General features: G+C 62.4%; 22 protein-coding genes. 5 read left to right on the top strand and 17 right to left on the bottom strand.

The genetic code is table 11. The features are described 5' to 3' along the window. Positions 1-10: 10 nt before the first annotated feature. Positions 11-241, bottom strand: a complete 231-nt coding sequence (locus ASF84_RS01805; RefSeq protein ID WP_056834616.1) for a VF530 family DNA-binding protein — start codon at positions 239-241, stop codon at positions 11-13. A 417-nt stretch (positions 242-658) separates the two neighbouring features. On the opposite strand from ASF84_RS01805, the gene ASF84_RS01800 reads away from it, so the two are divergent. Next, the gene (locus tag ASF84_RS01800; protein WP_056834614.1) at positions 659-3,070 is read left to right on the top strand and encodes a glucose/quinate/shikimate family membrane-bound PQQ-dependent dehydrogenase; all 2,412 of its coding nucleotides are present in this window, start codon (positions 659-661) and stop codon (positions 3,068-3,070) included. 40 nt (positions 3,071-3,110) lie between these two features. On the opposite strand, the gene ASF84_RS01795 is transcribed toward ASF84_RS01800, so the two are convergent. From ASF84_RS01795 to ASF84_RS01775, 5 genes are all read right to left on the bottom strand, one after another. Further along, on the bottom strand, positions 3,111-4,313 hold the full coding sequence (locus ASF84_RS01795; RefSeq protein WP_056834611.1) for a GAF domain-containing sensor histidine kinase: 1,203 nt from the start codon (positions 4,311-4,313) through the stop codon (positions 3,111-3,113). Between the two features lie 402 nt (positions 4,314-4,715). Continuing rightward, entirely contained in the window at positions 4,716-5,144 is a 429-nt protein-coding gene (locus ASF84_RS01790) for a group I truncated hemoglobin (protein WP_056834609.1), read from the bottom strand. Then, on the bottom strand, positions 5,144-6,019 hold the full coding sequence (locus ASF84_RS01785; RefSeq protein ID WP_056834607.1) for a DUF3034 family protein: 876 nt from the start codon (positions 6,017-6,019) through the stop codon (positions 5,144-5,146). Before ASF84_RS01785 ends, ASF84_RS01790 begins: the two co-directional genes overlap by 1 nt. A 1-nt stretch (position 6,020) precedes the next feature. Continuing rightward, positions 6,021-8,366, bottom strand: coding sequence for a bifunctional diguanylate cyclase/phosphodiesterase (locus tag ASF84_RS01780; protein ID WP_056834605.1), 2,346 nt, complete (start codon positions 8,364-8,366; stop codon positions 6,021-6,023). After that, positions 8,366-9,037 (bottom strand): methylamine utilization protein, encoded by a 672-nt coding sequence (locus ASF84_RS01775; protein WP_056834604.1) that lies wholly within the window; start codon positions 9,035-9,037, stop codon positions 8,366-8,368. Before ASF84_RS01775 ends, ASF84_RS01780 begins: the two co-directional genes overlap by 1 nt. A 266-nt stretch (positions 9,038-9,303) precedes the next feature. Between ASF84_RS01775 and lon the strand changes: the two genes are divergently transcribed. The 4 genes from lon to cmoB all read left to right on the top strand — a co-directional run bounded on the left by lon (position 9,304) and on the right by cmoB (position 14,100). Continuing rightward, positions 9,304-11,709, top strand: coding sequence for an endopeptidase La (gene lon / locus ASF84_RS01770; RefSeq protein ID WP_056834603.1), 2,406 nt, complete (start codon positions 9,304-9,306; stop codon positions 11,707-11,709). A 58-nt stretch (positions 11,710-11,767) separates the two neighbouring features. Further along, on the top strand, positions 11,768-12,163 hold the full coding sequence (locus ASF84_RS01765; protein WP_056834602.1) for a protease inhibitor I42 family protein: 396 nt from the start codon (positions 11,768-11,770) through the stop codon (positions 12,161-12,163). Between the two features lie 237 nt (positions 12,164-12,400). Continuing rightward, complete coding sequence (gene cmoA / locus ASF84_RS01760; protein WP_056834601.1) at positions 12,401-13,144, top strand: carboxy-S-adenosyl-L-methionine synthase CmoA; 744 nt, start codon at positions 12,401-12,403, stop codon at positions 13,142-13,144. Continuing rightward, entirely contained in the window at positions 13,141-14,100 is a 960-nt protein-coding gene (gene cmoB, locus ASF84_RS01755; RefSeq protein ID WP_056834600.1) for a tRNA 5-methoxyuridine(34)/uridine 5-oxyacetic acid(34) synthase CmoB, read from the top strand. The genes cmoA and cmoB overlap by 4 nt, the downstream gene beginning before the upstream one ends. Positions 14,101-14,491: 391 nt before the next feature. Here the strand turns inward: cmoB and pdxJ are convergent, their stop codons facing one another. From pdxJ to rpoE, 11 genes are all read right to left on the bottom strand, one after another. Next, positions 14,492-15,232 (bottom strand): pyridoxine 5'-phosphate synthase, encoded by a 741-nt coding sequence (gene pdxJ, locus ASF84_RS01750; RefSeq protein WP_056834599.1) that lies wholly within the window; start codon positions 15,230-15,232, stop codon positions 14,492-14,494. A gap of 62 nt (positions 15,233-15,294) precedes the next feature. Then, positions 15,295-15,978, bottom strand: a complete 684-nt coding sequence (gene recO, locus ASF84_RS01745; RefSeq protein WP_056834597.1) for a DNA repair protein RecO — start codon at positions 15,976-15,978, stop codon at positions 15,295-15,297. Between the two features lie 69 nt (positions 15,979-16,047). Next, positions 16,048-16,950 (bottom strand): GTPase Era, encoded by a 903-nt coding sequence (gene era / locus ASF84_RS01740; RefSeq protein WP_056834595.1) that lies wholly within the window; start codon positions 16,948-16,950, stop codon positions 16,048-16,050. Next, a complete protein-coding gene (gene rnc / locus ASF84_RS01735; RefSeq protein WP_056834593.1) occupies positions 16,943-17,632 on the bottom strand; it encodes a ribonuclease III in 690 nt (229 codons plus the stop codon). The genes era and rnc overlap by 8 nt, the downstream gene beginning before the upstream one ends. Then, the gene (locus tag ASF84_RS01730; protein WP_056835333.1) at positions 17,629-18,006 is read right to left on the bottom strand and encodes a DUF4845 domain-containing protein; all 378 of its coding nucleotides are present in this window, start codon (positions 18,004-18,006) and stop codon (positions 17,629-17,631) included. Before ASF84_RS01730 ends, rnc begins: the two co-directional genes overlap by 4 nt. Before the next feature lie 111 nt (positions 18,007-18,117). Continuing rightward, positions 18,118-18,972: a signal peptidase I gene (gene lepB / locus ASF84_RS01725; RefSeq protein WP_056834591.1), complete on the bottom strand. Its 855-nt coding sequence runs from the start codon at positions 18,970-18,972 to the stop codon at positions 18,118-18,120. Between the two features lie 8 nt (positions 18,973-18,980). Then, on the bottom strand, positions 18,981-20,777 hold the full coding sequence (lepA, locus tag ASF84_RS01720; RefSeq protein ID WP_056834589.1) for a translation elongation factor 4: 1,797 nt from the start codon (positions 20,775-20,777) through the stop codon (positions 18,981-18,983). A gap of 162 nt (positions 20,778-20,939) precedes the next feature. Beyond that, positions 20,940-22,361, bottom strand: a complete 1,422-nt coding sequence (locus tag ASF84_RS01715) for a DegQ family serine endoprotease (protein ID WP_177339443.1) — start codon at positions 22,359-22,361, stop codon at positions 20,940-20,942. 306 nt (positions 22,362-22,667) lie between these two features. Further along, complete coding sequence (locus tag ASF84_RS01710) at positions 22,668-23,633, bottom strand: MucB/RseB C-terminal domain-containing protein (RefSeq protein ID WP_056834585.1); 966 nt, start codon at positions 23,631-23,633, stop codon at positions 22,668-22,670. 8 nt (positions 23,634-23,641) lie between these two features. Next, complete coding sequence (locus ASF84_RS01705; RefSeq protein WP_056834584.1) at positions 23,642-24,223, bottom strand: RseA family anti-sigma factor; 582 nt, start codon at positions 24,221-24,223, stop codon at positions 23,642-23,644. 31 nt (positions 24,224-24,254) lie between these two features. Then, the gene (gene rpoE / locus ASF84_RS01700; RefSeq protein ID WP_056834582.1) at positions 24,255-24,836 is read right to left on the bottom strand and encodes an RNA polymerase sigma factor RpoE; all 582 of its coding nucleotides are present in this window, start codon (positions 24,834-24,836) and stop codon (positions 24,255-24,257) included. Positions 24,837-24,958: the final 122 nt, after the last annotated feature.

Here is a 24,958-nt window from a genome sequence, read left to right as displayed (position 1 = left end):
CGAAATCCGCCTAGACCGGGCGCTTGCTGCGCTGCAGCTTGATGTACAAGGCTTCGACCTTTTCACGGGCCCAGGGGGTCTTGCGCAGGAAGGTCAGGCTCGACTTGATGCTGGGGTCGCTCTTGAAGCAGCGGATATCGATGCGCTCGGCCAGGCCCGACCATTCATAGTGCGCCACCAGCGCTTCGAGGATGCCTTGCAGCGTGACGCCGTGCAGCGGGTCGTTGGAGGGTGTCGTCATGTCTCACCTTGGCGTGGGGCAGCCTTGGAAAGACGGCCGCAAAAGGAGCGCACCTTAGCTGAGCCGGTGCGCGGCGTGAAGCCCGTATTGCCCTGTGCCAGACGCACATCCGGCCGTAGCGGTCCTGAGTGTAGAACGCAAGGCCGGCCCCTGAGGCATCTGAATCGGCCATCCATCCTGTTTTTTCCGCCCCGCCGAAACGTTTTGTTACTGGCGACGTCTGCACAGTGTGCACGCGCCGGCCTGCGGGCCAAGAGTGGCGCCGGCACGCCCTCTGGACGCTCGCACCGGGCGGACTGCCTGACCAATGGCAGTCAGTCACACGCTTGGGCAGCTAGCGTTCAAGGGCATGACGCCAGACGGTTCAACAATGATGAAGACGGCGTCGTTCACTTAACCTTCACGGAGATTCGCAATATGAGCACTGAAGGTGCTGTTCGCAGCCACCGCCTGCTGCCGAGGCTGCTCGGGGTGGTTGTCCTGCTGATGGGGCTGTTCCTGCTGGCCTACGGGGTCCGGCTGCTGCAACTGGGCGGCTCGACCTATTACATTCTGACCGGCCTGGGCCTGGTGGTGACCGCGATCCTGCTGTTCAAGGGCCATCGCGCAGCGCTGGGTCTGTATGCCTTGATCCTGTTTGCCAGCACGGTCTGGTCGTTATGGGAGGTGGGCCTGGACTGGTGGCAACTGGTGCCACGCCTGGCCCTGTGGTTTGCCCTGGGCCTGGTCATGCTGCTGCCCTGGGTACGACGCCCGCTGCTGGTCAACGGACCGGCGCGCCTGCACACCGGTGGCCTGGGCATCGCCGTGGCACTGGCGGGCCTTGCGGCGATTGCCAGCCAGTTCACCCATCCGGGGCGCATCGAAGGCCAGCTCGACCGCGAGACCGCCGGCACCACCAACACCGCCCCGGCCATGCCCGACGGTGACTGGCAGTCCTATGGTCGCACCGCCTATGGCGACCGTTATTCGCCCCTGACGCAGATCACGCCTGAAAACGTGCACAAGCTCGAACCGGCCTGGACCTTCCGCACCGGCGATATTCCGGGCCCGGGCGATCCCGGCGAGACCACAGCGGAAAACACGCCGCTGAAGGTCAACGGCATGCTTTATGTCTGCACCCCGCACAGCCAGGTGATTGCCCTGGACCCGGACAGCGGCAAGGAAATCTGGCGCTACGACCCGAAGATCAGCACCCAGAGTGCCAAGGACTTCAAGGGCTGGGCGCACATGACCTGCCGTGGCGTGGCCTACCATGATGAAGCCGCCTACAGCACCAGCCCGGCGACACCGGACACCACAGATGCCACAAGCGCCAGTGCCAATGCCTGCCCGCGACGGATCTTTCTGCCCACCGCCGACACCCGCCTGATCGCGCTCAACGCCGACACCGGCAAGGTCTGCGAAGGCTTCGGCAATCAGGGCGCCGTGGACCTGACCACCCACATCGGCAGCTTCGCACCGGGTGGTTACTACTCCACCTCGCCGCCGGCCGTGACCAAAGACCTGGTGGTGATCGGCGGGCATGTCACCGACAACGTCTCGGTCGACGAGCCTTCCGGCGTCATCCGGGCCTATGACGTGCGCACCGGACGCCTGGTGTGGAACTGGGACAGCGGCAACCCGGAACAGACCGAGCCTATTGCGCCCGGCCAGACCTACACCCGCAACTCGCCGAACATGTGGTCGATGTTCAGCGTCGACGAGAACCTCGGCCTGCTGTACCTGCCGATGGGCAACCAGATGCCCGACCAGTGGGGCGGCAACCGCACCGAGGACTCCGAAAAATACAGCGCCGGCCTGGTCGCGCTGGACATTGCCAGCGGCAAGGTGCGCTGGCATTACCAGTTCACCCACCATGACCTCTGGGACATGGACGTCGGTGGCCAGCCGACGCTGATGGACATGAAGACCGCTGACGGTCTCAAGCCTGCGGTGCTGGCCTCGACCAAACAGGGCAGCATCTACGTGCTGGACCGCCGCAACGGTCAGCCCATCGTGCCGATCCATGAAGTGCCGGTGCCGCAAGGCGCGGTCGAAGGTGATCGCACCTCACCGACCCAGCCCAAGTCGGAGCTGAACTTCATGCCGCCGCCGCTGCGCGAGCGCGACATGTGGGGTGTGACGCCGTTCGATCAGTTGCTGTGCCGCATCGACTTCAAGTCTTTGCGCTACGAGGGTCCGTTCACCCCGCCGTCGCTGCAAGGCACGCTGGTGTACCCTGGCAACTTCGGCGTGTTCGACTGGGGCGGTATTTCGGTCGATCCGGTGCGCCAGATCGCCTTCGTCAACCCCAGCTACATGGCGTTCCGGTCCAAGCTGGTGCCGGCCGCCGAAGTCGAGGCCGGTCCTGGTCGCAAGAGCGAAACAGAGGGCGTGCAGCCTAACAAGGGCGCGCCGTACGGCGTGATCCTCGAAGCCTTGCTGTCGCCCATGGGCCTGCCTTGCCAGGCACCGGCCTGGGGTTACGTGGCCGCCGTGGACCTGACCACCCACAAGACCCTGTGGAAGCACAAGAACGGCACGGTGCGCGACAGCTCGCCGGTGCCAATCCCGCTGACCATGGGCGTGCCCAGCCTGGGTGGCACCATCACCACGGCCAGCGGCCTGGGTTTTCTGAGCGGGACGCTGGACCAGTACCTGCGCGCCTACGACCTGCGTAACGGCAAGCAGCTGTGGGAAGGCCGCCTGCCGGCCGGTGCACAGACCACGCCCATGACCTACACCGGCAAGGACGGCCAGCAGTACGTGCTGGTCATGGCCGGGGGGCATGGGTCGCTGGGTACAAAACAAGGGGATTACGTGGTGGCCTACAAGTTGCCCAAATGACCTGCGGCACAAGGTGGCCGGTCGGCCACCTTGTGCGGGTTCACATGATCGCTGCCGGGGTCTGCCTGACCGGAAAGCGTGCGACAAAGCAGGTGCCATGCCGGGCATCGGAGCTGACACTCAGTGTCCCTTCATGGCCCTGCATGATTTGCGCTGCGATATACAGCCCCAACCCCAGCCCTTCACCACGAGCACCGGCCTCGCACCGGGTAAACGGCTGGAACAGCAAGGGCAGCAGAGACTCCGGAATCGGTTCGCCCTGGTTGGCGACCGCCAGCATGACGTCCCCCTCCTCGATCCGCACGACCAGTTCGACAGGCGCTTGCTGTGCACCGTGGGTCACCGCATTGCCCAACAGGTTGGACAGCAACTGCCCCATGCGAGCGGGGTCGCAATAAATGCCCGTCCCCAATTGCAGGTCGACATTGATGCGGCAGCCCGGATGCGAGGCCAGCACCTCGTCGACCACGGTCCTGAGATAGCCCTGCAGGTCCTCGACCCAGACACGTCGCACGGTGATGCCATCGCCCAGGCGCCCACGGGCGAAATCCAGCACATCTTCGATCAGCGCGCTCATGCGCTGTGAACTCTGGCCAATGGCATGCACCAGCCGCTGCTGACGCTGCCCGACCACCTGGGTCTGCAGCAGGTCGGCGCTCATGCGGATGGCACTCAAGGGCGTGCGCAGGTCATGGCCAAGCACGGCAATGAACTGCTCGCGTAAACGCCCGGCCTCTTCGGCATCCGACAGGGCGTGGGTCTTGAGATCAAGACTGCGCTGCAGGTCCAGGTTGGTGGCGATCAGTTGAGCGAACAGGTTCAGGGTGTCGAGCAAACCGGGGTCCTCGATCTCGGCCGGGGCCGGGTCGATGGCGCACAGTGTGCCAAAGAAATGCCCGTCGGCCTGGATGATGGGGATCGAGATGTAGCTCTCCAGCTTGTAGCCATGTGGCGTGGGGTGCCTGGAGTAGACAGGATGCTGGCTGGCGTGGCCGAACACCACCGGCTGACGGTGCTGGCGTATTCCGTGGCAGATGGTGGAATCGACCACCAGTTGCCCGCCGGGCTTGAGACCGAACTCAAGTGCGTCGTCGACAGCGCAAGCCACCCAGTGGCTCTCCGTGACCCGTGCAACGGCCGCGAAACGCATGCCGGTCATCTGCTTCACCATGCGCAGGATGATCGGCACCGCATCAATGCGGTTGACAGCCCCGATGTCGCTGGAAAACTCTGTTGCGCTCATGGCGGCCGGGTCCAGCTTGAAATGAAGGCTTGATCATACGCGCGCGGCCCGTGGCCGGCCAGTTGGCGGCTGCGTATCCGGTCACATGACCAGAAACCTAATACCGTATGCCCTTGTAGGAGCGCGCTTGCCCGCGACCGGCTGCGTTAGCAGTCGTAAAATTGTGGCGTTTCGCAGATTTTGAAAGTRTTCACAGCCGTAAATCTGTGGCGTTTCGCAGATTTTGAAGTATTCACAGCCGTAAATCTGTGGCGTTTCGCAGATTTTGAAGTATTCACAGCCGTAATGGCGTTTCGCAGATTTTACGACTGCTAACGCAGCCGGTCGCGGTGGTCCGGCATTCCGGCAAGCGCGCTCCTACCTGTCGGGGGTTTGTGATTGACCACGTTGATCATGGTGCAGTTACTTGCCGATTACCTCGCCACGCAGCACCGCCAGGCGGGCGATCAGGCGGTTCTGCACCGGCACCGGAACGTGCTGGGTGTCCATCGACTTGATCAGGCTTTCGACCAGTGCATTGAAGTCGCTGCGCGTCAGGTTCTGGCCCTTGTGCGACTCAGGCAGGCTGTCACCGCCATAGGTGCACGGCCCACCGGCCTCGACACAGAAATATTCCACCAACCGGTCACGCAGCAACTCGATATGGACCCGCCGAAAGCGATCGACGATGCGTTCGTCCTGCGCGGCATTGAGCAGCATGCCTTCGACAATGCGCTGGATCCCGGCGCGCTGGCCCAGGTCCTGGTACAGGCTGTCGTCACTGGCGGGCTTGTGGGGCTGGGCGCACCCGACCAGCAGCAGGAACATCAGGCACCCGAGCAGACGCTTCATCAGAATCCTCCCTGCAGAGACAGATAGACGCCGTTCTGGTCTTTCAGCGTCGCGATATCGCCCAGACGCGCGTAGGCCGCGACCACGGAGAAATGCTTGTTGGGGAACCAGCCGACAAACACATCCGCCCAGTCGCTTTCACCGGCAAATGACAGGTTGTCGGGCTTTTCACGGTACTCCACGCCCACCGCCCAGTTCGGATTGAGCAGCACGGCCACCGAGCCCTCCTTGAGCAGGCTACGACGGTCACGGCGGTCGCCACCAAAGCCCAGCAGGCCGGTTTCGTTGGCCCGGCTGTAACGCACCCCGCCGTTGAGCAGCAGGTTGTAGCCAAACGCCGCGCCCATGAACAAGCGGCTGGCCGTCAGGTAGCCTTCGACATCGGCATCACGTTTGGCGCCGATGAGGCTGGGAATCAGAAAGTCGTTCTGGTGCTTGTACTGCACACCCAGCGAGACCTGCGGCAGATCGTCGAAGATCAGGTCACCGAACAATCGCACCTTCACGCCAAGGACGTCCTGGGTCAGGTTGTCTTCGGGCAGGCTCAGGTCGCGCTGCAAGGTGCCGAGGTCAAGGCGCTGATGCGCGTAGGAAAACTCGATGCGGTTGCCATACGACACCGTCACCCCGGCGACATCAAGGGTGTAGTCGGGCAAGGTGACGTGGGTGGCCGAGGCCGTCGCGCCCCACTCGCCCTCCTCGCCATAGCCACTGATGACCGCCCACGGGATGATCCCGCCGCCGGCACTGCCCTCGATGCTGCCGGCCCCGCCTGTGGCGACCAGACGACCATTATCGGCCACGACCTGAGGCGTGACGGTCCCGAGCAGGCACCCCAGCAGGCAACTTGAAAAACAGGCAATCGGGTAGCGCATATCAATGAACCATCTGGCCAGTGGAGGTAGGGCTGCGGGTCATCCAGGCCTCGAACGCGGCCGCGGCGAGCGGGCGGCTGATGAGGTAGCCTTGAGCCGTATCGCAGTGCCAGCGTTCGAGCAGTCGCAGGCTGTGTTCGTACTCGACGCCTTCGGCGACTACCTTGAGTCCCAGGTTGTGGCTCATTTCGATGGTCGAACGGACAATCACCGCGTCCTCGCTGGTTTCATCCAGGTTGCGCACGAATGACTGGTCGATCTTCAACTCCTGGACCGGCAGGCGCTTGAGGTGCGCCAGTGAGGAATACCCGGTACCGAAATCGTCGACCGACAGGCTGATGCCGCATTCGCGCAGCCGGTTGAGCACCACCAGCGCGCGCGCAGGCTCGCTCATGATTGCGCTTTCGGTGATTTCGAAAATCAATTGCTCGGCCGGCACCTGATGCAGGCGCAGCATCCGGGTGACGTGCCCGACCAGGTCGCCGCCGAGCAGGTCATCGGCCGAGACGTTGACCGACACTTGCACCAGCAGGCTGCGCTGGCGCCACTCAGCCAACTGGCGCACCGCTTCACCGATCACCCAGGTGGTCAGCAACTGGATGCTGCCGGTGCGCTCGGCCAGGACAATGAATTCAGCCGGCGAGACGTTGCCAAATTGCGGATGGTTCCAGCGCAGCAAGGCTTCGGCCTGGCGCACATGGCCTTGGCGAAGGTCCAGCTTGGGCTGGTAATGCAGGTGCAGTTCGCCGTTGCCTGGCGCCTTGCGCAAGTCGCGGATCAGGCTGATCTGGCGCTGGTGGGCCAGGTCGCGGCCGTCTTGATAGATGTGCAGGCGTCCCGGCTGATCAGCGGCGTCCTTGCGTGCAATCTGCGCGCGGTTGAGCAGCTCTTGCGCAGCATCACCGTGGTCGGGATAGACGGCAATGCCGATGCAGCTTTCCAGGGTAATGTCATGACCCTCGACATGTTGCGGCTCGCTGAGCAGCCGCTGCAATTGATCGCCACGACCCACGGCACTGTCGCTGCCGGTGTGGTCCAGCAACAGGAGAAATTCGTTGGCGGTCAGGCGTGCTACGGTGTCACCGGCATTCAGGCCCGACTGCAGGCGCTGGCCCAACTCGCGCAGCAGCAGGTCCACCGCTTCGACACCCACGCTGTCGTGGATGGACCTGAAGTTGTCGATGCCCAGGTACATCAGCGCCACTGGCCGCTGCGCAGCGATCGAGCTGCCCAGGCGCTCCATGACCAGTGCCCGGTTGGGCAGGCCGGTGACCGTGTCGTGCAAGGCGTTGTGCGCCAGTTGCTCCTCACGCACGGCAATGCCGTGCTGCATGCTGTTGATCGCATCGGCCAGCATGCCCAGTTCATCCTTGCGCGCCATGCTCACCGGGGTCTGGTAATCACCATCGCCAATGCGCTTGGCCGCCAGCGCCAGGGCCCGTACCGGCAGCGACACGCTGCGCGCCAGTGCCAGGGTGCCGATCAGCGAAGCCAGCAAGGCGGCCAGCGAGATCCAGAAAATCTTCTGGTCGAGCGGCACGAAGGCTTGCAGCGCCTTGTCCAGCGGGCTTTGCAACAGCGCCAGTACCTGCCCTTCGCCGGCATTGGCCAAGGTCAGGGTCTGGCTGAGGTATTTGAGGTCGGCATGTTCGGTCATGTTCATCTGGCCGCCGGCAGACTCTAGCATCAAGGCCACCAACCCGGCATGCATGGCCTCGGGCTGGGTGCTGATCAGCTTGCCGGGGCGGCCGTTCTCGATGGTCAGGAACGACACTTCCAGGCCGCTGAGCGCGTGCAGCTCTTCGGCGATGTCACTGTCGATGGTGAAGCCCATCACCACCCGTGCCAGCGGCAGGGGTGCCAGCACCGTGCTTTCGACCAGCAGGTGCGGAATCCCGCCACCGGGCACGATCAGCATTGACTGGTTATTGCGCTTGGCATTGCGCAGCGCCTGGTCATAGATGAAGCGCGAGCCTTCGGGCACTTCGGGCTCGGTGCTGGCGATCACCTTGCCATCCATGCCCAGCAGAAACATGTCGCTGGCATTGATACGCCCGCCATGGTTGAGCAGCACCGAGCGGATGGTCGAGGCCTCGGCACTGGCCACCGCATCGCGAAAACCGAAGTCGGCTGACAACAATTGCACCGCATCACGCAGCCGCCGGCCGCGCAGGTCGATCAGGCGTTCGAACACACGGCTGCCGACCTCAAGCTGGGCCTGGGCCTGGCTGCGCACCGCGTCGCTGGTAGCGAACTTGACCGCAACGAACACCGCGCCGATCACCACCACCAGCAAGGCGATCAGCACGCCGGCAATCCGGGACTGAAAGCTCAGTCGAAGTTTCATCAATGGGCAGCCTTGTGAAAGGCATCGCCAAAGGCACTCGGGGCCGGGCGTGAGGGCGGGTCTTCAGGCCGGGCCTCGACGGCCAGGTCGAAACGCTTGCTCAGGCCGCCGGCCGCAATCTCGAGATCGCCACCGGCGACCGGTTGCATGTCTTCGCTTTGCGGGGACCAGAGGGTGGCGGTGTAGCGCCCGGGCGGCAAATGATCGAGCTTGAGCTGACCGTTGGCGTCGGTCACGCCGAACCAGGGATCGTCGGTGACATAGATATAGCCCACCATCCAGTCATGGATGTTGCATCCCAGCACCACCAGGCCCGGCTTGTCGAACTGCACCGGCTCCGACGGCGTCTTTTCATAAAGCCGCAACTCGAAACGCTTGGGCTGCGAAAAGGAATAGACCTGATGGCGAATGTCGTCGCTGTTGGGGAAATACACCTGCGTGCCGGTGCGCACGGCCAGTACCTGTGGCACGAATTCCTGGTTGCGCTGGTCCATGTCGGCCTTGAGCGTGCCGGCCGGCACTGCCCCGCCGCCCTTGAGGGTCAGCACGGCATTGGCCAGTGGCTGGCCCTGCTGATCGAACAGCTGGGCATTCAGGCTCGCAGCGCCTGCGCTTGCCGTAAACAAAGCGTACAGCCCCGCCAGGAGCGCACGAGAAAAAACGTTGGTCATACTGAACGTATCCACAACGGCCAATGCCGGAAAGTTAAGCCAACCCTGGCACGATGTGTCTGGCCTGCAGGTTAACGCTGCAACCTGGGCAAGGGAATGCGTCAAGCAAGGCATTTTGCCATCATTTGATCCTGACCGACGAATGGCATTTGCCTGTGCGGCGCAGCCGGCCTGTTTCATCCCTATGACACGCTATCGACTGCAGCCATTGAAACCTGAGCGCGCTTGCCCCATCTAAGCTGCATGTTCAATTTCCCAGGTGCACCATGAGCGACCAGCCGAACGATTCACACGACGACGCCACCGAATACGAAGTCAACCTCGGCTCAGGCACCTCGCTGACACTGCCCGGACAGAACCTGCCGGACAAGGTCTACATCATCCCGATTCACAATCGCCCGTTTTTTCCGGCGCAAGTGCTGCCGGTCATCGTCAATGAAGAGCCCTGGGCCGAGACCCTGGAGCTGGTCAGCAAGTCGGACCATCATTCGCTGGCGCTGTTTTTCATGGACACCCCGCAGGAAGACCCGCGCCACTTCAATACCAAGGCCCTGCCGGAGTATGGCACGCTGGTAAAAGTCCACCACGCCAGCCGTGAAAACGGTCGCTTGCAGTTCGTGGCCCAAGGCTTGTCGCGGGTGCGGATCAAGACCTGGCTCAAGCATCACCGCCCGCCTTACATGGTCGAAGTCGAGTATCCGCAGACTTCCAATGACCCGACCGACGAGGTCAAGGCCTACGGCATGGCCCTGATCAATGCGATCAAGGAGCTGCTGCCGCTCAACCCGCTGTACACCGAAGAGCTGAAAAACTATCTCAACCGCTTCAGCCCCAACGACCCCTCACCCCTGACCGACTTTGCCGCCGCACTGACCTCGGCCAGCGGCGTGGACCTGCAAGGCGTGCTCGATTGCGTGCCGATCCTGCGACGCATGGAAAAAGTCCTGCCCATGTTGCGCAAGGAAGTTGAAGTCGCGCGCTTGCAGAAAGAGATTTCGGCCGAGGTCAACCGCAAGATCGGCGAGCACCAGCGCCAGTTCTTTCTCAAGGAACAGCTCAAGGTCATTCAGCAGGAGCTGGGCCTGAGCAAGGATGATCGCAGCGCCGACATCGAGCAGTTCGAGCAGCGCCTGGAAGGCAAGACCCTGCCCGCCCAGGCACAAAAGAAAATCGATGAAGAACTGAACAAGCTCAAGATCCTGGAAACCGGCTCACCCGAGTACGCCGTGACCCGCAATTACCTGGACTGGGCCAGCTCGATCCCGTGGGGCGTCACTGGCGCCGACAAGCTTGACCTCAAGCATGCCCGCAAGGTGCTCGACCAGCATCACGCAGGGCTTGACGACATCAAGTCGCGCATCCTCGAATTCCTCGCCATCGGCGCCTACAAGGGCGAGATCGCCGGTTCCATCGTGCTGCTGGTCGGCCCGCCGGGCGTGGGCAAGACCAGCATCGGCCGTTCCATCGCCGAATCGCTGGGCCGGCCGTTCTATCGCTTCAGTGTCGGTGGCATGCGCGATGAAGCCGAGATCAAGGGTCACCGCCGCACCTACATCGGCGCCCAGCCAGGCAAGCTGGTGCAGGCGCTCAAGGACGTCGAGGTGATGAACCCGGTGATCATGCTCGACGAGATCGACAAGATGGGCCAGAGCTACCAGGGCGACCCGGCCTCGGCGCTGCTGGAAACCCTGGATCCGGAACAGAACGTCGAATTTCTCGACCACTATCTGGACCTGCGCCTGGACCTGTCCAAGGTGTTGTTCATCTGCACGGCCAACACCCTGGACTCGATCCCGGGTCCGTTGATCGACCGGATGGAAGTGATCCGCCTGGCCGGCTACATCACCGAAGAAAAACTGGCCATCGCCAAGCGTCATCTGTGGCCCAAGCAACTGCAGAAGGCCGGCGTGGCCAAGAGCAGCCTGTCGATCAGCGATGCCGCCCTGCGCGCGGTGATCGAAGGGTATGCCCGTGAGTCCGGCGTGCGGCAACTGGAAAAGCAACTGGGCAAGGTGGTGCGCAAATCGGTGGTCAAGTTGCTGGAGACGCCGGACGCGGTCATCAAGATCGGTCCCAAGGACCTCGAAGCCTTGCTCGGCATGCCGGTGTTTCGCAGCGAGCAGGTGCTGTCTGGCACCGGTGTCATCACCGGCCTGGCCTGGACCAGCATGGGCGGTGCGACCCTGCCGATCGAGGCCACGCGTATCCATACCCAGAACCGCGGCTTCAAGCTCACCGGCCAGTTGGGTGAGGTCATGAAGGAATCGGCCGAAATCGCCTACAGCTATGTCAGCTCCAACCTGTCGAAGTTTGGCGGCGATGCCAGTTTCTTCGATGAGGCCTTCGTGCACCTGCATGTGCCTGAGGGCGCCACGCCCAAGGACGGCCCGAGCGCCGGCATCACCATGGCCAGCGCCTTGTTGTCGCTGGCGCGTAACCAGGCGCCGAAAAAAGGCGTGGCCATGACCGGCGAACTGACCCTGACCGGGCATGTGCTGCCCATTGGCGGGGTGCGGGAAAAGGTCATTGCCGCGCGCCGGCAGAAAATCAATGAGCTGATCCTGCCGGAACCGAACCGGGGCAATTTCGAGGAACTGCCGGAATACCTCAAGGAGGGCCTGACCGTGCACTTCGCCAAGCGCTTCAGTGATGTAGCCAAAGTGTTGTTCTGATCCGTGCGGGCAAGATCGGTTATCCTGCCGCCTTGTCTTGCCCAAAACGGACCTTGCCATGACCTCAGCCCGACTGCTCGCGCCCATCAGCCTTGTCTTGTTGACCGCGTGCGCACACACCCCGGACGCCATCGTCTCGCTGGACGATCAAGGCGACTGCCCGCTGGCGCTGACCCGCGGGCAGACGCTGATCCTGTCGTTGCCCAGCAACCCCAGCACCGGCTTTCGCTGGCAGGTGCGCGAACCGGCAGCCGGTATCCTGCGCAGCCTGGGACCGGAGGTGTACAACGCCGACAAGGGTGCAGAGGTGGTGGTCGGCAGCGGCGGTCAATCGGTGTGGCGCTACAAGGCGACAGAGGCCGGCACCGCGCGCCTGCGGCTTGAGTACAAGCAACCCTGGGAGCCTGAAGCGGCGCCCCAGGGCACCTTCGAATGCCTGGTCAGGGTGATCTAGGCTCTGTACGTAAAGTGGCTGCGCTCGGCCATGCGGCGTTAAAAATCGACTCGCAATGCTCATTGACACGTGTCAACTGCGCTTACTCGCCGCTTTTTGCCTTGCCTGACCTTCGCTCACCGACTTTTCGTACAGAGCTTAGGCAGGCGACTGGTCAGCCTGATGGCACAGGCCCATGCATCCGGCCCGCAACTTGGCTAGAATGCCGGCCTTTGCACACCTTGCGCCGGAATCGCCGTGAACCAGCCACCCGATCGCCTCTTTTCCCAGCCCCTGCCCCAGGTGCCCGACTTCGCCTTCAACGAAGACGTGGTACGGGTCTTCCCGGACATGATCAAACGCTCGGTGCCCGGCTATCCGGCCATCGTTGAAAACCTTGGCGTGATCGCCGCGCATTTCGCCCGCCCCGACAGCGTACTCTACGACCTCGGCTGTTCGCTGGGGGCCGTGACCCAGGCCTTGCGCCGTCATGTGCGCCAGGATGGCTGTCGGGTGATTGCCGTGGACAACTCTTCGGCGATGGTCGGGCGTTGCCGCGAGTACCTGAATGCCCAGAATTCGATGTTCCAGGAGCTGCTGCCGGTCGAGGTCATCGAAGCCGATATTCTTCAGTTGCCCTGGCAGCCGGCCTCGGTGGTGGCGCTCAACTTCACCTTGCAGTTCATCGCCCCCGAGCAGCGCCTGGCGCTGCTGAGCCGCATCCGCCAGGCCCTGGTGCCCGGTGGCGCGTTGATCCTGTCGGAAAAGCTGCGTTTCAACGACCCCGATGAGCAGGCGCTGTTGACCGAGCTGCACCTGGACTTCAAGCGCGCCAACGGCTACAGCGAACTGGAAATTGCCCAGAAGCGCAGTGCCATCGAAAACGTCATGAAACCCGACAGCCTCGAAGAACACCGCCAGCGCCTGCGCGAAGCCGGTTTTTCACGCGTGGTGCTGTGGTTCCAATGCATTAACTTTGCCTCGTTGATAGCCCTGCCATGATCGATCTCGCTCCACTGGTTCGCCGCCTGGCGAACACTCCCCTGGCCACATGGGCCGACAGCCTGCAAGTCCAGCTCGACACCAAGATGGCCAAGGGGCATGGCGACCTTGAGCGCTGGAGTGCAGCCTTGCAGGCGCTGCCGGCGCTGATGCCCAGCCATGTCGACCTGCTCGACGGCTTTACCCTGGACGTGGACTGCGATGAACAGACCCGCGCCCAGGTGCACAGCGCCTTGATGGGGCTGTCGCCATGGCGCAAGGGACCGTTCGATGTGTTCGGTGTGCACATCGACACCGAATGGCGCTCGGACTGGAAGTGGTCGCGCGTGGCGCCCCACCTGAACCTGGCCGGCAAACGCGTGCTGGATGTCGGCTGCGGCAATGGCTATTACCAGTGGCGCATGCTGGGTGCCGGGGCTGACAGCGTGATCGGCATCGACCCCAACTGGCTGTTCTTCTGCCAGTTCCAGGCCATGCAGCGCTACCTGCCGGATCTGCCGGCCTGGCACTTGCCCTTTGCCCTGGAAGATCTGCCGGCGGGGCTGGAAGGCTTCGACACCGTGTTTTCCATGGGCGTGCTCTACCACCGCAAATCGCCCATCGACCATTTGCTGGCCCTGAAGGACTGCCTGCTCAAGGGTGGCGAACTGGTACTGGAAACCCTGGTGGTACCGGGCGATGTCCAGCAGGTGCTGGTGCCGGAAGACCGCTACGCGCAGATGCGCAACGTCTGGTTCCTGCCCTCGGTGGCGGCGCTGGAACTGTGGATGCGCCGGGCAGGCTTCGTCGACGTGCGTTGCGTGGACGTCAGCATCACCAGCGTCCAGGAGCAGCGCAGCACCGACTGGATGCGCTATCAGTCGCTGGGCGACTTCCTCGACCCCGATGACCACAGCCGCACCGTCGAAGGCCTGCCGGCCCCGATGCGCGCCGTGGTGATCGGCCGCAAGCCCTGACATGTCACTGAATGGCAGGCAGGAGCGACCAACGGTCGCGAATGCTGACGGTCAGGCGCTGGAGGTGCCGGCCTTTTCGCGACCGTGGGTCGCTCCTACAAGGCCGATTCAGCTGACGGTCACCTTGTTGAAGATCATTTGCAGGTAGCGCACCAGGTGTTTCGAAGGCGGCGTTCAGGTGCGCCTGGGCGGTAACCGATAATCCGCCGCGCTGCCGTGGTAGGAGCGCGCTTGCCCGCGACCGGCTGCGTTAGCAGTCGTAAATTTGCAGCGTTTCATAAATTTTTCAGTCATTCGCTGCAGATTTTCAGCGTTTCGACAATTTTGCGAGCGCTGCGCACTCGGTCGCCGGCAAGCGGGCTCCTACGAGACAATCATTGCTATAACCCTGTCATCGGGCAGCGGCGGTAATCAGCGCTTTCATCTCTGCCACCGCCGCCTTGAAGCCGACAAACAGTGCATGCGCCACCAGGGCGTGGCCGATGTTCAGTTCGTTGATGCCCTTGATCGCCGCCACGGCTTCGACGTTGTGGTAATGCAGGCCATGACCGGCGTTGACGATCAGTCCCTGAGCCACGCCCAGCGCCACACCGTCGGCGATGCGCTGCAACTCAACGGCGACCTCGGCCGGTGTCTCGGCATCGGCGTAGCGGCCGGTGTGCAGTTCGATGGCCGGCGCGCCGACGCGTTTGGCGGCTTCGATCTGTCGAGGGTCGGCGTCGATGAACAATGACACCTCGCTGCCGACCTTCGTCAGGCGCTCGACCGCCGCTCTGATGCGCTCTTCCTGGCCGGCCACGTCCAGCCCGCCTTCGGTGGTCAGCTCCTGGCGGGTTTCGGGCACCAGGCATACGTGGGCGGGACGCAGGCGTTCGGCGAACGCGAGCATGTCTTCGGTCACGCCCATTTCGAAGTTCATGCGGGTCTGCAGCACGTCCTTGAGCAACAGGATGTCGCGGTCCTGGATGTGCCGGCGATCTTCACGCAAGTGCACGGTAATGCCGTCGGCCCCCGCCTCTTCGGCATCCAGCGCCGCCTTGATCGGGTCCGGGTAGCGGGTGCCGCGAGCCTGGCGCAGGGTGGCGACGTGGTCGATGTTCACGCCAAGAAGGATACGAGGGCTATGGGTCACGAGGATCTCCTGCAAGTCAGGGGGTTATCTATGGAAGACAGGCCGCAGAGCATAAAGCCTGTTCACGGCTTGCGAAACAGTTCGCGACTGACCAGTGGCCGCCCGCCCAGGTGCACCGCCAGCGCCTGGCGCATCAGGCGCTTGGCGGCCGCCAGGGCGCCAGGCACGCTCCAGTCGGCTTCGGCCATGGCCAGCAGCTCGATGCCCTGGAACAGCCCCGGTTGCAACAGCCACACCCGCTCCAGCCCGGCATCGACCCGCAGGCGATACAGGCCCGTGGCGTCCAGCGGCTGGCCTTCGACATCGGTGTCCAGCGCAAAGCCATAGCCCAGATCATCGAGCAGCCGCCATTCGAACGAGCGCAGCAACGGCTCCAGCGGCCGGCCTTCGGCCAGGGCCACCAGGGTGGCGGCGTAATGATCGAAGACCGCCGGGTGCGGGTCTTCGGTGGGCAACAGGCGAATCAGCAGTTCATTGAGGTACATGCCACTGAACAGCGCTTCGCCCACCAGCCAGCGGGCAATGCCGGCGCCTTCCATGCGCCCGACGTTCTTGAGCTCGCCGCGGCCGCGAAACTCGGCCTCCAGGGGCACGAACGGCCGTGCCAGCGTACCGGCCTTGCCACGCGCATTGCGCAGCACGGCACGCAGCCGGCCCTGGGGCGTCAGGAAATCGACCAGCGCACTGTTTTCGCGATACGCCCGGCTGTGCAACACGAAGGCAGGTTGAGCGATGGGCGTGCTCATCGGGCAGGGCTCGCAGAAGGGAAAACGGCGACCGGCCACGCACGTGGCGTGGCCCGGTCGCCAGGGGGCTTACAGGTCGTTGTAGCCCAGCGAACGCAGGGCGCGTTCATCGTCGGACCAGCCGCCCTTGACCTTGACCCACAGGTTGAGCATGACCTTGGAGTCGAACAGCACTTCCATGTCGCGGCGTGCATCGCTGCCGATGCGCTTGATGCGCTCACCCTTGTCGCCAATGATGATTTTCTTCTGCCCGTCGCGCTCGACCAGGATCAGCGCATGGATGTGCAACACACGCCCCTGCTGCTTGAACTCTTCAATCTCGACGGTGATCTGGTACGGCAGCTCGGCGCCCAGCTGACGCATGATCTTCTCGCGCACCAGTTCAGCAGCCAGGAAACGGCTGCTGCGGTCGGTGATCTGGTCTTCCGGGAAGAAGTGGTCGTTCTCGGGCAGGTGCGAGGCGATCAGCCCTTCGAGCGCTTCCAGGTTGTGCCCGTGCTGGGCCGAGATCGGCACGATCGAGGCCTTCGGCAACTGACCCTGCAGCCACTCCAGGTGCGGCATCAGCTCGCCCTTGTCTTCGAGGCGGTCGGTCTTGTTGATCGCCAGGATCACCGGGCCCTCGACGTACTGGATGCGTTCGAGGACCATCTGGTCTTCGTCGGTCCAGCGGGTGCGGTCCACCACGAAGATCACCACGTCGACGTCTTTCAACGCCGCCGAGGCGGTCTTGTTCATGTAGCGGTTCAGGGCCTTGTCGCTGTTCTTGTGCATGCCGGGGGTGTCGACGTAGATCGCCTGCACATCGCCCTCGGTCTTGATCCCCAGCATGTTGTGCCGGGTGGTCTGCGGCTTGCGCGAGGTGATCGCCAGCTTCTGGCCGAGAATGTGGTTGAGCAGCGTGGACTTGCCCACGTTGGGCCTGCCGACAATCGCGACATAGCCGCAGCGGGTTACGTTTGTATCAGTCATTGCCATTCTCCACGCCCAGGGCGATAAGGGCCGCGGCAGCGGCGACCTGCTCTGCAATACGCCGGCTGACACCCTGGCCGCGGCTTTTTTCGTTCAACAGGCTGATTTCGCACTCGACAAAGAAGGTCCGGCAGTGCGGCTCGCCCTGGATGTCCACCACCTCGTAGCGCGGCAGATCGCACGCGCGCGACTGCAGAAACTCCTGCAGGCGGGTTTTCGGGTCCTTGTTGGTGTCGACCAGGGTCAGGCTGTCGAACTCATTGGTCAGCCAGGCCAGCACGCGTTCGCGCGCAGTGGCCATGTCAGAATCCAGGTAGATCGCACCGATCAGGGCTTCCAGGGCATCGGCCAGAATCGACTCGCGACGGAAACCGCCGCTTTTCAATTCACCCGAGCCCAGGCGCAGGTACTCGCCCAGCGCAAAGCCACGGGCCAGCAGCGCCAGGGTTTCACCCTTGACCAGGCGGGCACGCAGCCGCGACAGCTGCCCTTCACGGGCCTGCGGGAAACGCTCGAACAGCGCCTCGCCGGCCACGAAGTTGAGGATCGCGTCGCCCAGGAACTCAAGGCGTTCGTTGTTGCGACCGGCAAAGCTGCGATGGGTCAGTGCCAGGATCATCAGTTCCTGGTCACGGAAGGTATAGCCGAGCTGACGCTCGAGACGACTCAGAGATGCACTCACGGTTTGGCCACGCTGAATTGCTTGTCGAACTTCATGACCAGGTCGACATTGAAGATCAGGGGTTCACGTTGTTCATAATCGAGGTGGGCCACGAACCTGTTGTTCTCCACCTTCAGTCTTAAAGCCTGTTTCAAATCTACATCCCGGATAGTGTTGACCTGCATGTTCTTACCGACGTAACTGTAAAAGTCGTCGACCGACTCGATGCCCAGTGACGGGTTGTCTACGGCCGTTTCGATGACCTTGCGCAGGGAAAAGTAGTCGATGTAGTGCGGCACCACCTTGAAGGCTGTGCTCAGCGCAAATGCGATGAACCCCAGCAGCAATAGCAGCCCGATCAGCGACAATCCCCTTTGCTTACCAGCAAACGTCATGTTCATGTCCAAGCGTAGCTCGACCTGCCTGCTTTTCGACCTGGGGTGTTCAAGTCAGGGTTTCGAGCGTTCCAAATGACATACGGCGCTGTTCGAACAGCGCCGCATCGATTACTTGATCAGCCCGACCCGTGAAAAGGTCGGGAAGTGACTGAGCTTGGGCTCGGGCCAGCTCATCCAGACCGCGAAGGCCTTGCCCACGATGTTGCGATCCGGGACCATGCCCAGCTCGTCCTTGGGAATATTGGGGTCATCCCAGTAACGGCTGTCGTTGGAGTTGTCGCGGTTGTCGCCCATCATGAAATAGTGCTCGGCCGGCACGGTCCACTGGGTATCCGGCGGCGCGCGGTAGCGGGTCATTTCCTGGCGGATCTGGTGCTCGACCTCGCCCAGCTTCTCCGAATACAGCTCGGCACTGCCCAGCGTACCCGGTTCGCTGCCGATCAGGGTCTTGGCCACCAGCTGGTCATTGATGAACAGCCGCTTGTCGCTGGTGTAGCGGATCCGGTCGCCCGGCAGGCCCACTACACGCTTGATGTAGTTGACGCTCGGGTCGCTCGGGTAGCGGAACACCATGACATCGCCGCGCTTGGGATCACCGATCTGGATCACCTTCTGGTCCAGCACCGGCAGGCGGATGCCATACGAGAACTTGTTGACCAGAATGAAATCGCCCACGTCGAGAGTCGGCTTCATCGAGCCTGACGGAATCTGGAACGGTTCGACCAGAAACGAGCGCAGCACCAGCACGATGAACAGTACCGGAAAGAACGACTTGCCGTACTCGACCAGGATCGGTTCCTTGCTCAGGCGCTCGACGACCGCCATGTCCGGCTGCCCGACACTGACCTGATAATTCGAAATGGCCGCACGGCGCCTGGGCGCCAGGAAAACCAGGTCGATCAAGGCCAGCAGGCCGCAGACGAATACAGCGATGACCAACAACAGCGGGAAATTTAGTGACATATGACCTGCTATTCCAACCTGAGCACTGCAAGGAAGGCTTCTTGTGGAATTTCCACGTTGCCGACCTGCTTCATGCGTTTCTTACCGGCCTTTTGCTTCTCGAGCAGCTTGCGCTTACGGCTGACGTCACCGCCATAACATTTGGCCAATACGTTCTTTCTGAGCGCCTTGACAGTGGTCCGCGCGATCACCTGCCCGCCAATGGCGGCCTGGATGGCAACGTCGAACATCTGTCTTGGAATCAGTTCCTTCATCTTCTCAGTCAGCGCGCGGCCTTTATAGTTCGCGTTATCGCGGTGCACGATCAGCGCCAGGGCATCGACCTTGTCGCCGTTGATCAGCACGTCGAGCTTGACCAGGTTGGCCGACTGATAGCGGTCGAAATGGTAGTCCAGCGACGCGTAGCCGCGGCTGGTCGACTTCAGGCGGTCAAAGAAGTCCAGCACCACTTCGTTCATCGGCAGGTCGTAGCGCACCTGCACCTGGGTGCCGAGGAACTGCATGTCGCGCTGCACGCCACGCTTCTCGATGCACAGGGTGATGACGTTGCCCAGGTGCTCTTGCGGCACCAGGATGGTGGCCTGCACGATCGGCTCGCGGAAGTCTTCCACGGCCGAGGCATCCGGCAGGCGCGACGGGTTGTCGACGTACACGGTTTCGCCAGTCTTGAGCTTGATCTCGTAGATCACGCTCGGGGCGGTGGTGATCAGGTCCAGGTCGTACTCGCGCTCCAGGCGCTCCTGAATGATCTCCATGTGCAGCATGCCCAGGAAGCCACAGCGGAAACCGAAGCCCAGGGCGTCGGAGCTTTCCGGCATGTACTGCAGCGACGAGTCGTTGAGGGTCAGCTTCTGCAAGGCATCGCGGAAGTCTTCGAAGTCATCGGAGCTGACCGGGAACAGGCCGGCATACACCTGAGGCTGGATACGCTTGAAACCTGGCAGCATCTCGACATCAGGTGTCGTGTTGAGGGTCAGGGTGTCACCCACCGGCGCGCCAAGGATCTCCTTGATGCCGGCGATGATGAAGCCCACTTCACCGGCCTTGAGGTCGACGGTGGCGGAGTGCTTGGGGTTGAACACGCCGACGCTGTCGACCAGGTGCACCTTGCCGGTGGACTTGACGAGGATCTTGTCGCCTTTCTTGACCCGGCCCTGGCGCACGCGCACCAAGGACACGACGCCCAGGTAGTTGTCGAACCAGGAGTCGATGATCAGCGCCTGCAGGGGTGCGTCGATTTCACCTACCGGTGGCGGGATGGTCGCGACCAGGCGCTCGAGGACCTCGTCGACGCCCATGCCGCTCTTGGCGCTGCACGCCACCGCGTCAGTGGCGTCGATGCCGATGATCTTCTCGATCTCGTCCTTGACCCGGTCCGGGTCGGCCTGCGGCAGGTCCATCTTGTTCAGGACCGGCATGACTTCCAGGCCCTGCTCGATGGCGGTGTAGCAGTTGGCGACCGACTGGGCTTCAACGCCCTGCCCGGCATCGACCACCAGCAAGGCACCTTCACAGGCCGCCAGTGACCGGCTGACTTCATAGGTGAAGTCGACGTGGCCCGGGGTGTCAATGAAGTTCAGCTGGTAGGTGATGCCGTCGCGGGCCTTGTAGTACAGGGTAACGCTGTGGGCCTTGATGGTGATGCCGCGCTCACGCTCGAGGTCCATGGAATCGAGGACCTGCGCTTCCATTTCGCGCTCGGACAGGCCACCGCACATTTGAATGAAGCGGTCGGCCAGGGTCGACTTGCCATGGTCGATGTGGGCGATGATGGAGAAATTACGAATGTGGCTCAAATCACTCACGGATCAACACTCAAAAAGGGGCACAGGCAAATCGCCCGCTGAAAAATAGCCGGGAATTGTACCTGAAGGAACGCCGGGGCGTCACGCTTGCTGCAAGGCAAGCCTGCACCGTGATGCAGAAGGGCGGCTTGCGCCGCCCTTCTGGTGTGCCTGTCACGCTGGCTATTCGGCCAGCTTGAAGGTGATGAAGCTGGCGCGGCCCTGGCGCAGGACGCGCATGGACACCGAGCGGTTCTTGGGCAGGCTCTTGGCCACTTCGGCAAACTGCTTGGCCGACACGATCTCCTGATTGTTCAGATGGGTGAGCACATCACCACTCTGCAGGCCGATCAGCGCCGCCGGGCCGCCCTGGACTTCCTTGATGACCACGCCACCCTTGAGTTCCAGGCTCTTCTTCTGTTCAGCGGTCAGCTCGATCACCGAAACGCCCAGGCGATTGCTGCTGCGCTCGACACCGGCGCCCGGCACCCCCATCTCCTGGCCTTCGTCCGGCAGGGCGCCGACGGTAACGTTGACCGTCTGGCGCTTGCCGTCGCGGATCACTTCCAGCTCGGCCTTGCTGCCATCCTTGAGGTTGCCGATCAGGTGCGGCAGATCGGCGGACATGACAATCGGCTGGCCGTTGGCGGTGAGGATCACGTCACCGACACGCAGGCCACCCTTGGCCGCCGGGCTGTCTTCGAGCACCTGCGCCACCAGGGCACCGGCCGGCCGCTCCAGGCCGAAGGACTCAGCCAGGTCCTTGTTCACTTCCTGGATGACCACGCCCAGCCAGCCACGATTGACCTTGCCGCTGGACTTGAGCTGGTTGGCCACGTCCATCGCCACATCGATCGGGATGGCGAACGACAGGCCCATGAAGCCACCGGAGCGGGTAAAGATCTGCGAGTTGATGCCCACCACCTCGCCTTTCATGTTGAACAGCGGGCCACCGGAGTTACCCGGGTTGATCGCCACGTCGGTCTGGATGAACGGCACATAGGTGTCATTCGGCAGGCTGCGGCCCTTGGCACTGACAATGCCCTTGGTCACCGAATGGTCGAAGCCGAACGGCGAGCCGATGGCCAGTACCCACTCCCCCACCTTGAGGGTATTGGAGTTACCCAGTTTGGCCGTTGGCAGGTTCTTGCCTTCGATTTTCAGGACTGCGACATCAGTGCGCGGGTCAGTGCCGACCAGCTTGGCCTTGAGCTCGCTGCGATCGGACAGACGAACGAGGATTTCGTCAGCGCCATCGACCACATGGTTGTTGGTCAGGACATAGCCGTCATCGGAAATGATGAAACCCGAGCCCAGCGACTGGGCCTCGCGCTGGCGATCCCCGCGACCGGGCGAGCGTGAGCCCGGCGGCACGCTGCGCTCGAGAAACTCGCGCAGCATCGGCGGCAGGCCTTCAAGGTCCGCGCCCTGGCCGGCCAGGGCACGCTCGGGCATTTTCTGGCGGGTGCTGATGTTTACAACGGCAGGCGAGGCCTGTTCGACCAACCCCGTGAAATCCGGCAGGTCTTCTGCCTGGACCGCAGCGATCTGGCCGAGCATCAGCACTGCAGCCATCAATGAGAAACAAGACTTCAAACGTGGTATCGACATACGGCTCCCGTGGATACGAGCAAAATTAAGCGACAGAGCGACTGATCCATCAGCCCGGGCCTTGCGACCCTGGCAGCAGGCTGCACGGTGGTCAGCGTTTTCAGGCCTCATAACGACAAAGGTCACAGCTGTGAGGCTGTGACCTATAGAAAAAATTCAGGCTTTTTGCAACGTGCAAAGCTCACCAGATATTTCCGTCGAACCGCTCCAGACCCGACAGACTATAGGCTGTATGCCCGCAGCAGCCGAAGTGAAACCTTTTACATCTGCCGTCGATGCACCGTCAGCGGCGTTCACCGACTAACGGGCACCCGCCGCATCGCCATGGCGCATGGACAGGGCAATCCGCTCAGCCGTGCCGACCGGTATCTCGCCGACCACAGTCACCATATTTTCGCCTTGGGCTGAACTCAGGTGACGCGACACCACAGCCGTGGGCCCGAACTGGGTACGGATGTCGGGTGCCACCTTGGCCGCGACCGGCTCAATGAAGACCGAAAAGCGCGTCAGACCGTCGCCATACAGCAGGCTGATGACCTGACCACTGGACCCGGTATCCTTGCGTACGGACTCATTCCCCAGCTCGAACCCCGGCGGCAGCCATTCTGCATGCCAGGCAACGGGCTTGGACGGCACCTGGGTAGCAGGCTTGTTTCTGGGAGACGGCAACGACTTGCAGTCGGCACTGGCTTGGAGTGATCGCTCATCGAGAGACTGCGAAGGATCGTATTCGGTGAACTGGAACCTTTCGAGCAACTGGCCCTTTTCGCTGAGCAACAGCGACTTGAGGGTCATGCCGGTCTCATCGTCCAGGTGCAGCTCGACACCGTATCGGTGCTGGTCCTTGGGCGACATGACCAGAATGGTCGCGGCACGACCCGCCACGCGGGACTTGCCAGCCACTTGCATGTCATACCAGGCGGACAGCTTTCTGACATCCAGGACGCGCCCGGAAGGATCGGGCAGATTGGCCAGCCCCGTCACCAGCGTGCCGCTGACGCATTGCGTCAGGCCATCGACACGCAGGATCTCCTGAGCCGAGCCGTCGAGTTGCAGAAGACGCTCACGCACCTTGCCCTGCTCGACGCTGTGCCAGATGCGGTGGGTGGAAAAACCACCGTTACGCTCGTAGACAAAAGTCCCTTGAAAGCTTTGTTGCTGCTCGGCTTGCGCAAGACGCTTCAAGAGGTCTTGCGCATCATCGGCATACGCAGGAGCGGCTAGCCATCCACTGAACAACAAAGGCAATAGAGGAGTGGCTCGCATACTCTTCCTTAGCGGTTTTCCAGGCTGGCAGCGCGTGCGTAAGGCAGAGCGCTTTCAGTCTCCTTCAGGGCCGCCTGCTGGGCATGCTGACGCAGGTAGCCTGGCACACGCTGGTCGTCTGCACCGGCCTGGGCCTGTACAGCGCCGTTGGCAGGGCCGGCAACTTCTTCGGTATAACCGGCCAGTACCGCAGGCCCCTGGGGCTGAGCGACCGACAGGTTGGCAGGTTGCTGGTTCTGTTGCGCCAGCTGTGCACCGGTGATTTCGTCCTGGTTGTACAGGCGTACGCCTGCCAGTACCGCAACGGTCACCGAGGCGGCTACCGCCAGACGACCCAGGGTCCGCCATGGACCGCGACCCGGCTTCAACGGCGAAGCTTCGTCGGCAATCGCAGCCGATACAGCGGCCGAGATGTCCAGGTGGGGTACGAGCAGTTCCTTGTGCATCGCTGCACGGGCAACCTGATAACGCGACCAGGTGGCACGTGTATCCGCATCGTCGATGGCACTCAGCACACGACGTAATTCCAGTTCGTCCGCTTCGTTATCCATCACTGCGGACAGCGATTCCTGCAGGGCTTCACGACTCATGGCGGTTCCTCTCTTGGCTATCGCCGCTGTCTCAGGATTCCTGCAACAACGGCTGCAGGGCTTTGTCGATGGCTTCCCGAGCGCGGAAGATCCGAGAGCGCACGGTACCCACCGGACACTGCATGACGCTCGCAATGTCCTCATAACTCAGACCATCGAATTCGCGCAAAGTTAGGGCTGTACGCAAATCTTCAGGGAGAAGCTGGATGGTTCGATGCACAGTGCTTTCGATCTCATCCCTCAACAATGACCGCTCCGGTGACTCGATATCCTTGAGGCCATGATCGCCGTCGTAGAATTCTGCGTCTTCGGACTTGACATCGCTGTCCGGTGGTCGCCGACCGCGCGACACCAGGTAGTTTTTCGCTGTGTTGATAGCGATGCGGTACAGCCAGGTATAAAAAGCACTGTCGCCGCGGAAATTGCCGAGTGCGCGGTACGCCTTGATAAAGGCTTCTTGCGCCACGTCTTGAGCTTCATGGGTGTCGTGCACGAATCGCACGATCAACCCGAGAATCTTGTGCTGGTATTTCAGCACCAACAGATCAAATGCTCGCCGATCGCCACGCTGAACGCGCTCGACCAGCTGCTGATCCTCTTCCTGGGTTAGCATGAACACTCCTCATTGAGCCTGAAGGAGTGTTGCATCAGCCATCGTTCAGGCTTGCAAACATAGACTCGGGCTTTTGACAAAAGTTCTCCCCCTTCAGGCAAGTTTCCTGCCGGCACCGAACT

It is taken from the genome of Pseudomonas sp. Leaf127 (genome assembly GCF_001423155.1).
Taxonomy (GTDB): domain Bacteria; phylum Pseudomonadota; class Gammaproteobacteria; order Pseudomonadales; family Pseudomonadaceae; genus Aquipseudomonas; species Aquipseudomonas ovata.
Note: the sequence above shows the minus strand (reverse complement) of the source record. Positions and strands in the feature narration are given on the sequence as shown.

Excerpts from the sequence above, each read along its gene's own strand:
- ASF84_RS01790 (WP_056834609.1), bottom strand. The coding sequence starts at position 5,144 with ATGAAGCGTCTGCTCGGGTGCCTGATGTTCCTGCTGCTGGTCGGGTGC.
- ASF84_RS01800 (WP_056834614.1), top strand. The coding sequence starts at position 659 with ATGAGCACTGAAGGTGCTGTTCGCAGCCACCGCCTGCTGCCGAGGCTG.
- era (WP_056834595.1), bottom strand. The coding sequence starts at position 16,950 with ATGACTGATACAAACGTAACCCGCTGCGGCTATGTCGCGATTGTCGGC.
- ASF84_RS01785 (WP_056834607.1), bottom strand. The coding sequence starts at position 6,019 with ATGCGCTACCCGATTGCCTGTTTTTCAAGTTGCCTGCTGGGGTGCCTG.
- ASF84_RS01775 (WP_056834604.1), bottom strand. The coding sequence starts at position 9,037 with ATGACCAACGTTTTTTCTCGTGCGCTCCTGGCGGGGCTGTACGCTTTG.
- ASF84_RS01805 (WP_056834616.1), bottom strand. The coding sequence starts at position 241 with ATGACGACACCCTCCAACGACCCGCTGCACGGCGTCACGCTGCAAGGC.
- rpoE (WP_056834582.1), bottom strand. The coding sequence starts at position 24,836 with ATGCTAACCCAGGAAGAGGATCAGCAGCTGGTCGAGCGCGTTCAGCGT.
- ASF84_RS01765 (WP_056834602.1), top strand. The coding sequence starts at position 11,768 with ATGACCTCAGCCCGACTGCTCGCGCCCATCAGCCTTGTCTTGTTGACC.
- ASF84_RS01780 (WP_056834605.1), bottom strand. The coding sequence starts at position 8,366 with ATGAAACTTCGACTGAGCTTTCAGTCCCGGATTGCCGGCGTGCTGATC.
- ASF84_RS01795 (WP_056834611.1), bottom strand. The coding sequence starts at position 4,313 with ATGAGCGCAACAGAGTTTTCCAGCGACATCGGGGCTGTCAACCGCATT.
- lepB (WP_056834591.1), bottom strand. The coding sequence starts at position 18,972 with ATGTCACTAAATTTCCCGCTGTTGTTGGTCATCGCTGTATTCGTCTGC.
- cmoB (WP_056834600.1), top strand. The coding sequence starts at position 13,141 with ATGATCGATCTCGCTCCACTGGTTCGCCGCCTGGCGAACACTCCCCTG.
- recO (WP_056834597.1), bottom strand. The coding sequence starts at position 15,978 with ATGAGCACGCCCATCGCTCAACCTGCCTTCGTGTTGCACAGCCGGGCG.
- ASF84_RS01710 (WP_056834585.1), bottom strand. The coding sequence starts at position 23,633 with ATGCGAGCCACTCCTCTATTGCCTTTGTTGTTCAGTGGATGGCTAGCC.
- ASF84_RS01730 (WP_056835333.1), bottom strand. The coding sequence starts at position 18,006 with ATGACGTTTGCTGGTAAGCAAAGGGGATTGTCGCTGATCGGGCTGCTA.
- ASF84_RS01705 (WP_056834584.1), bottom strand. The coding sequence starts at position 24,223 with ATGAGTCGTGAAGCCCTGCAGGAATCGCTGTCCGCAGTGATGGATAAC.
- lon (WP_056834603.1), top strand. The coding sequence starts at position 9,304 with ATGAGCGACCAGCCGAACGATTCACACGACGACGCCACCGAATACGAA.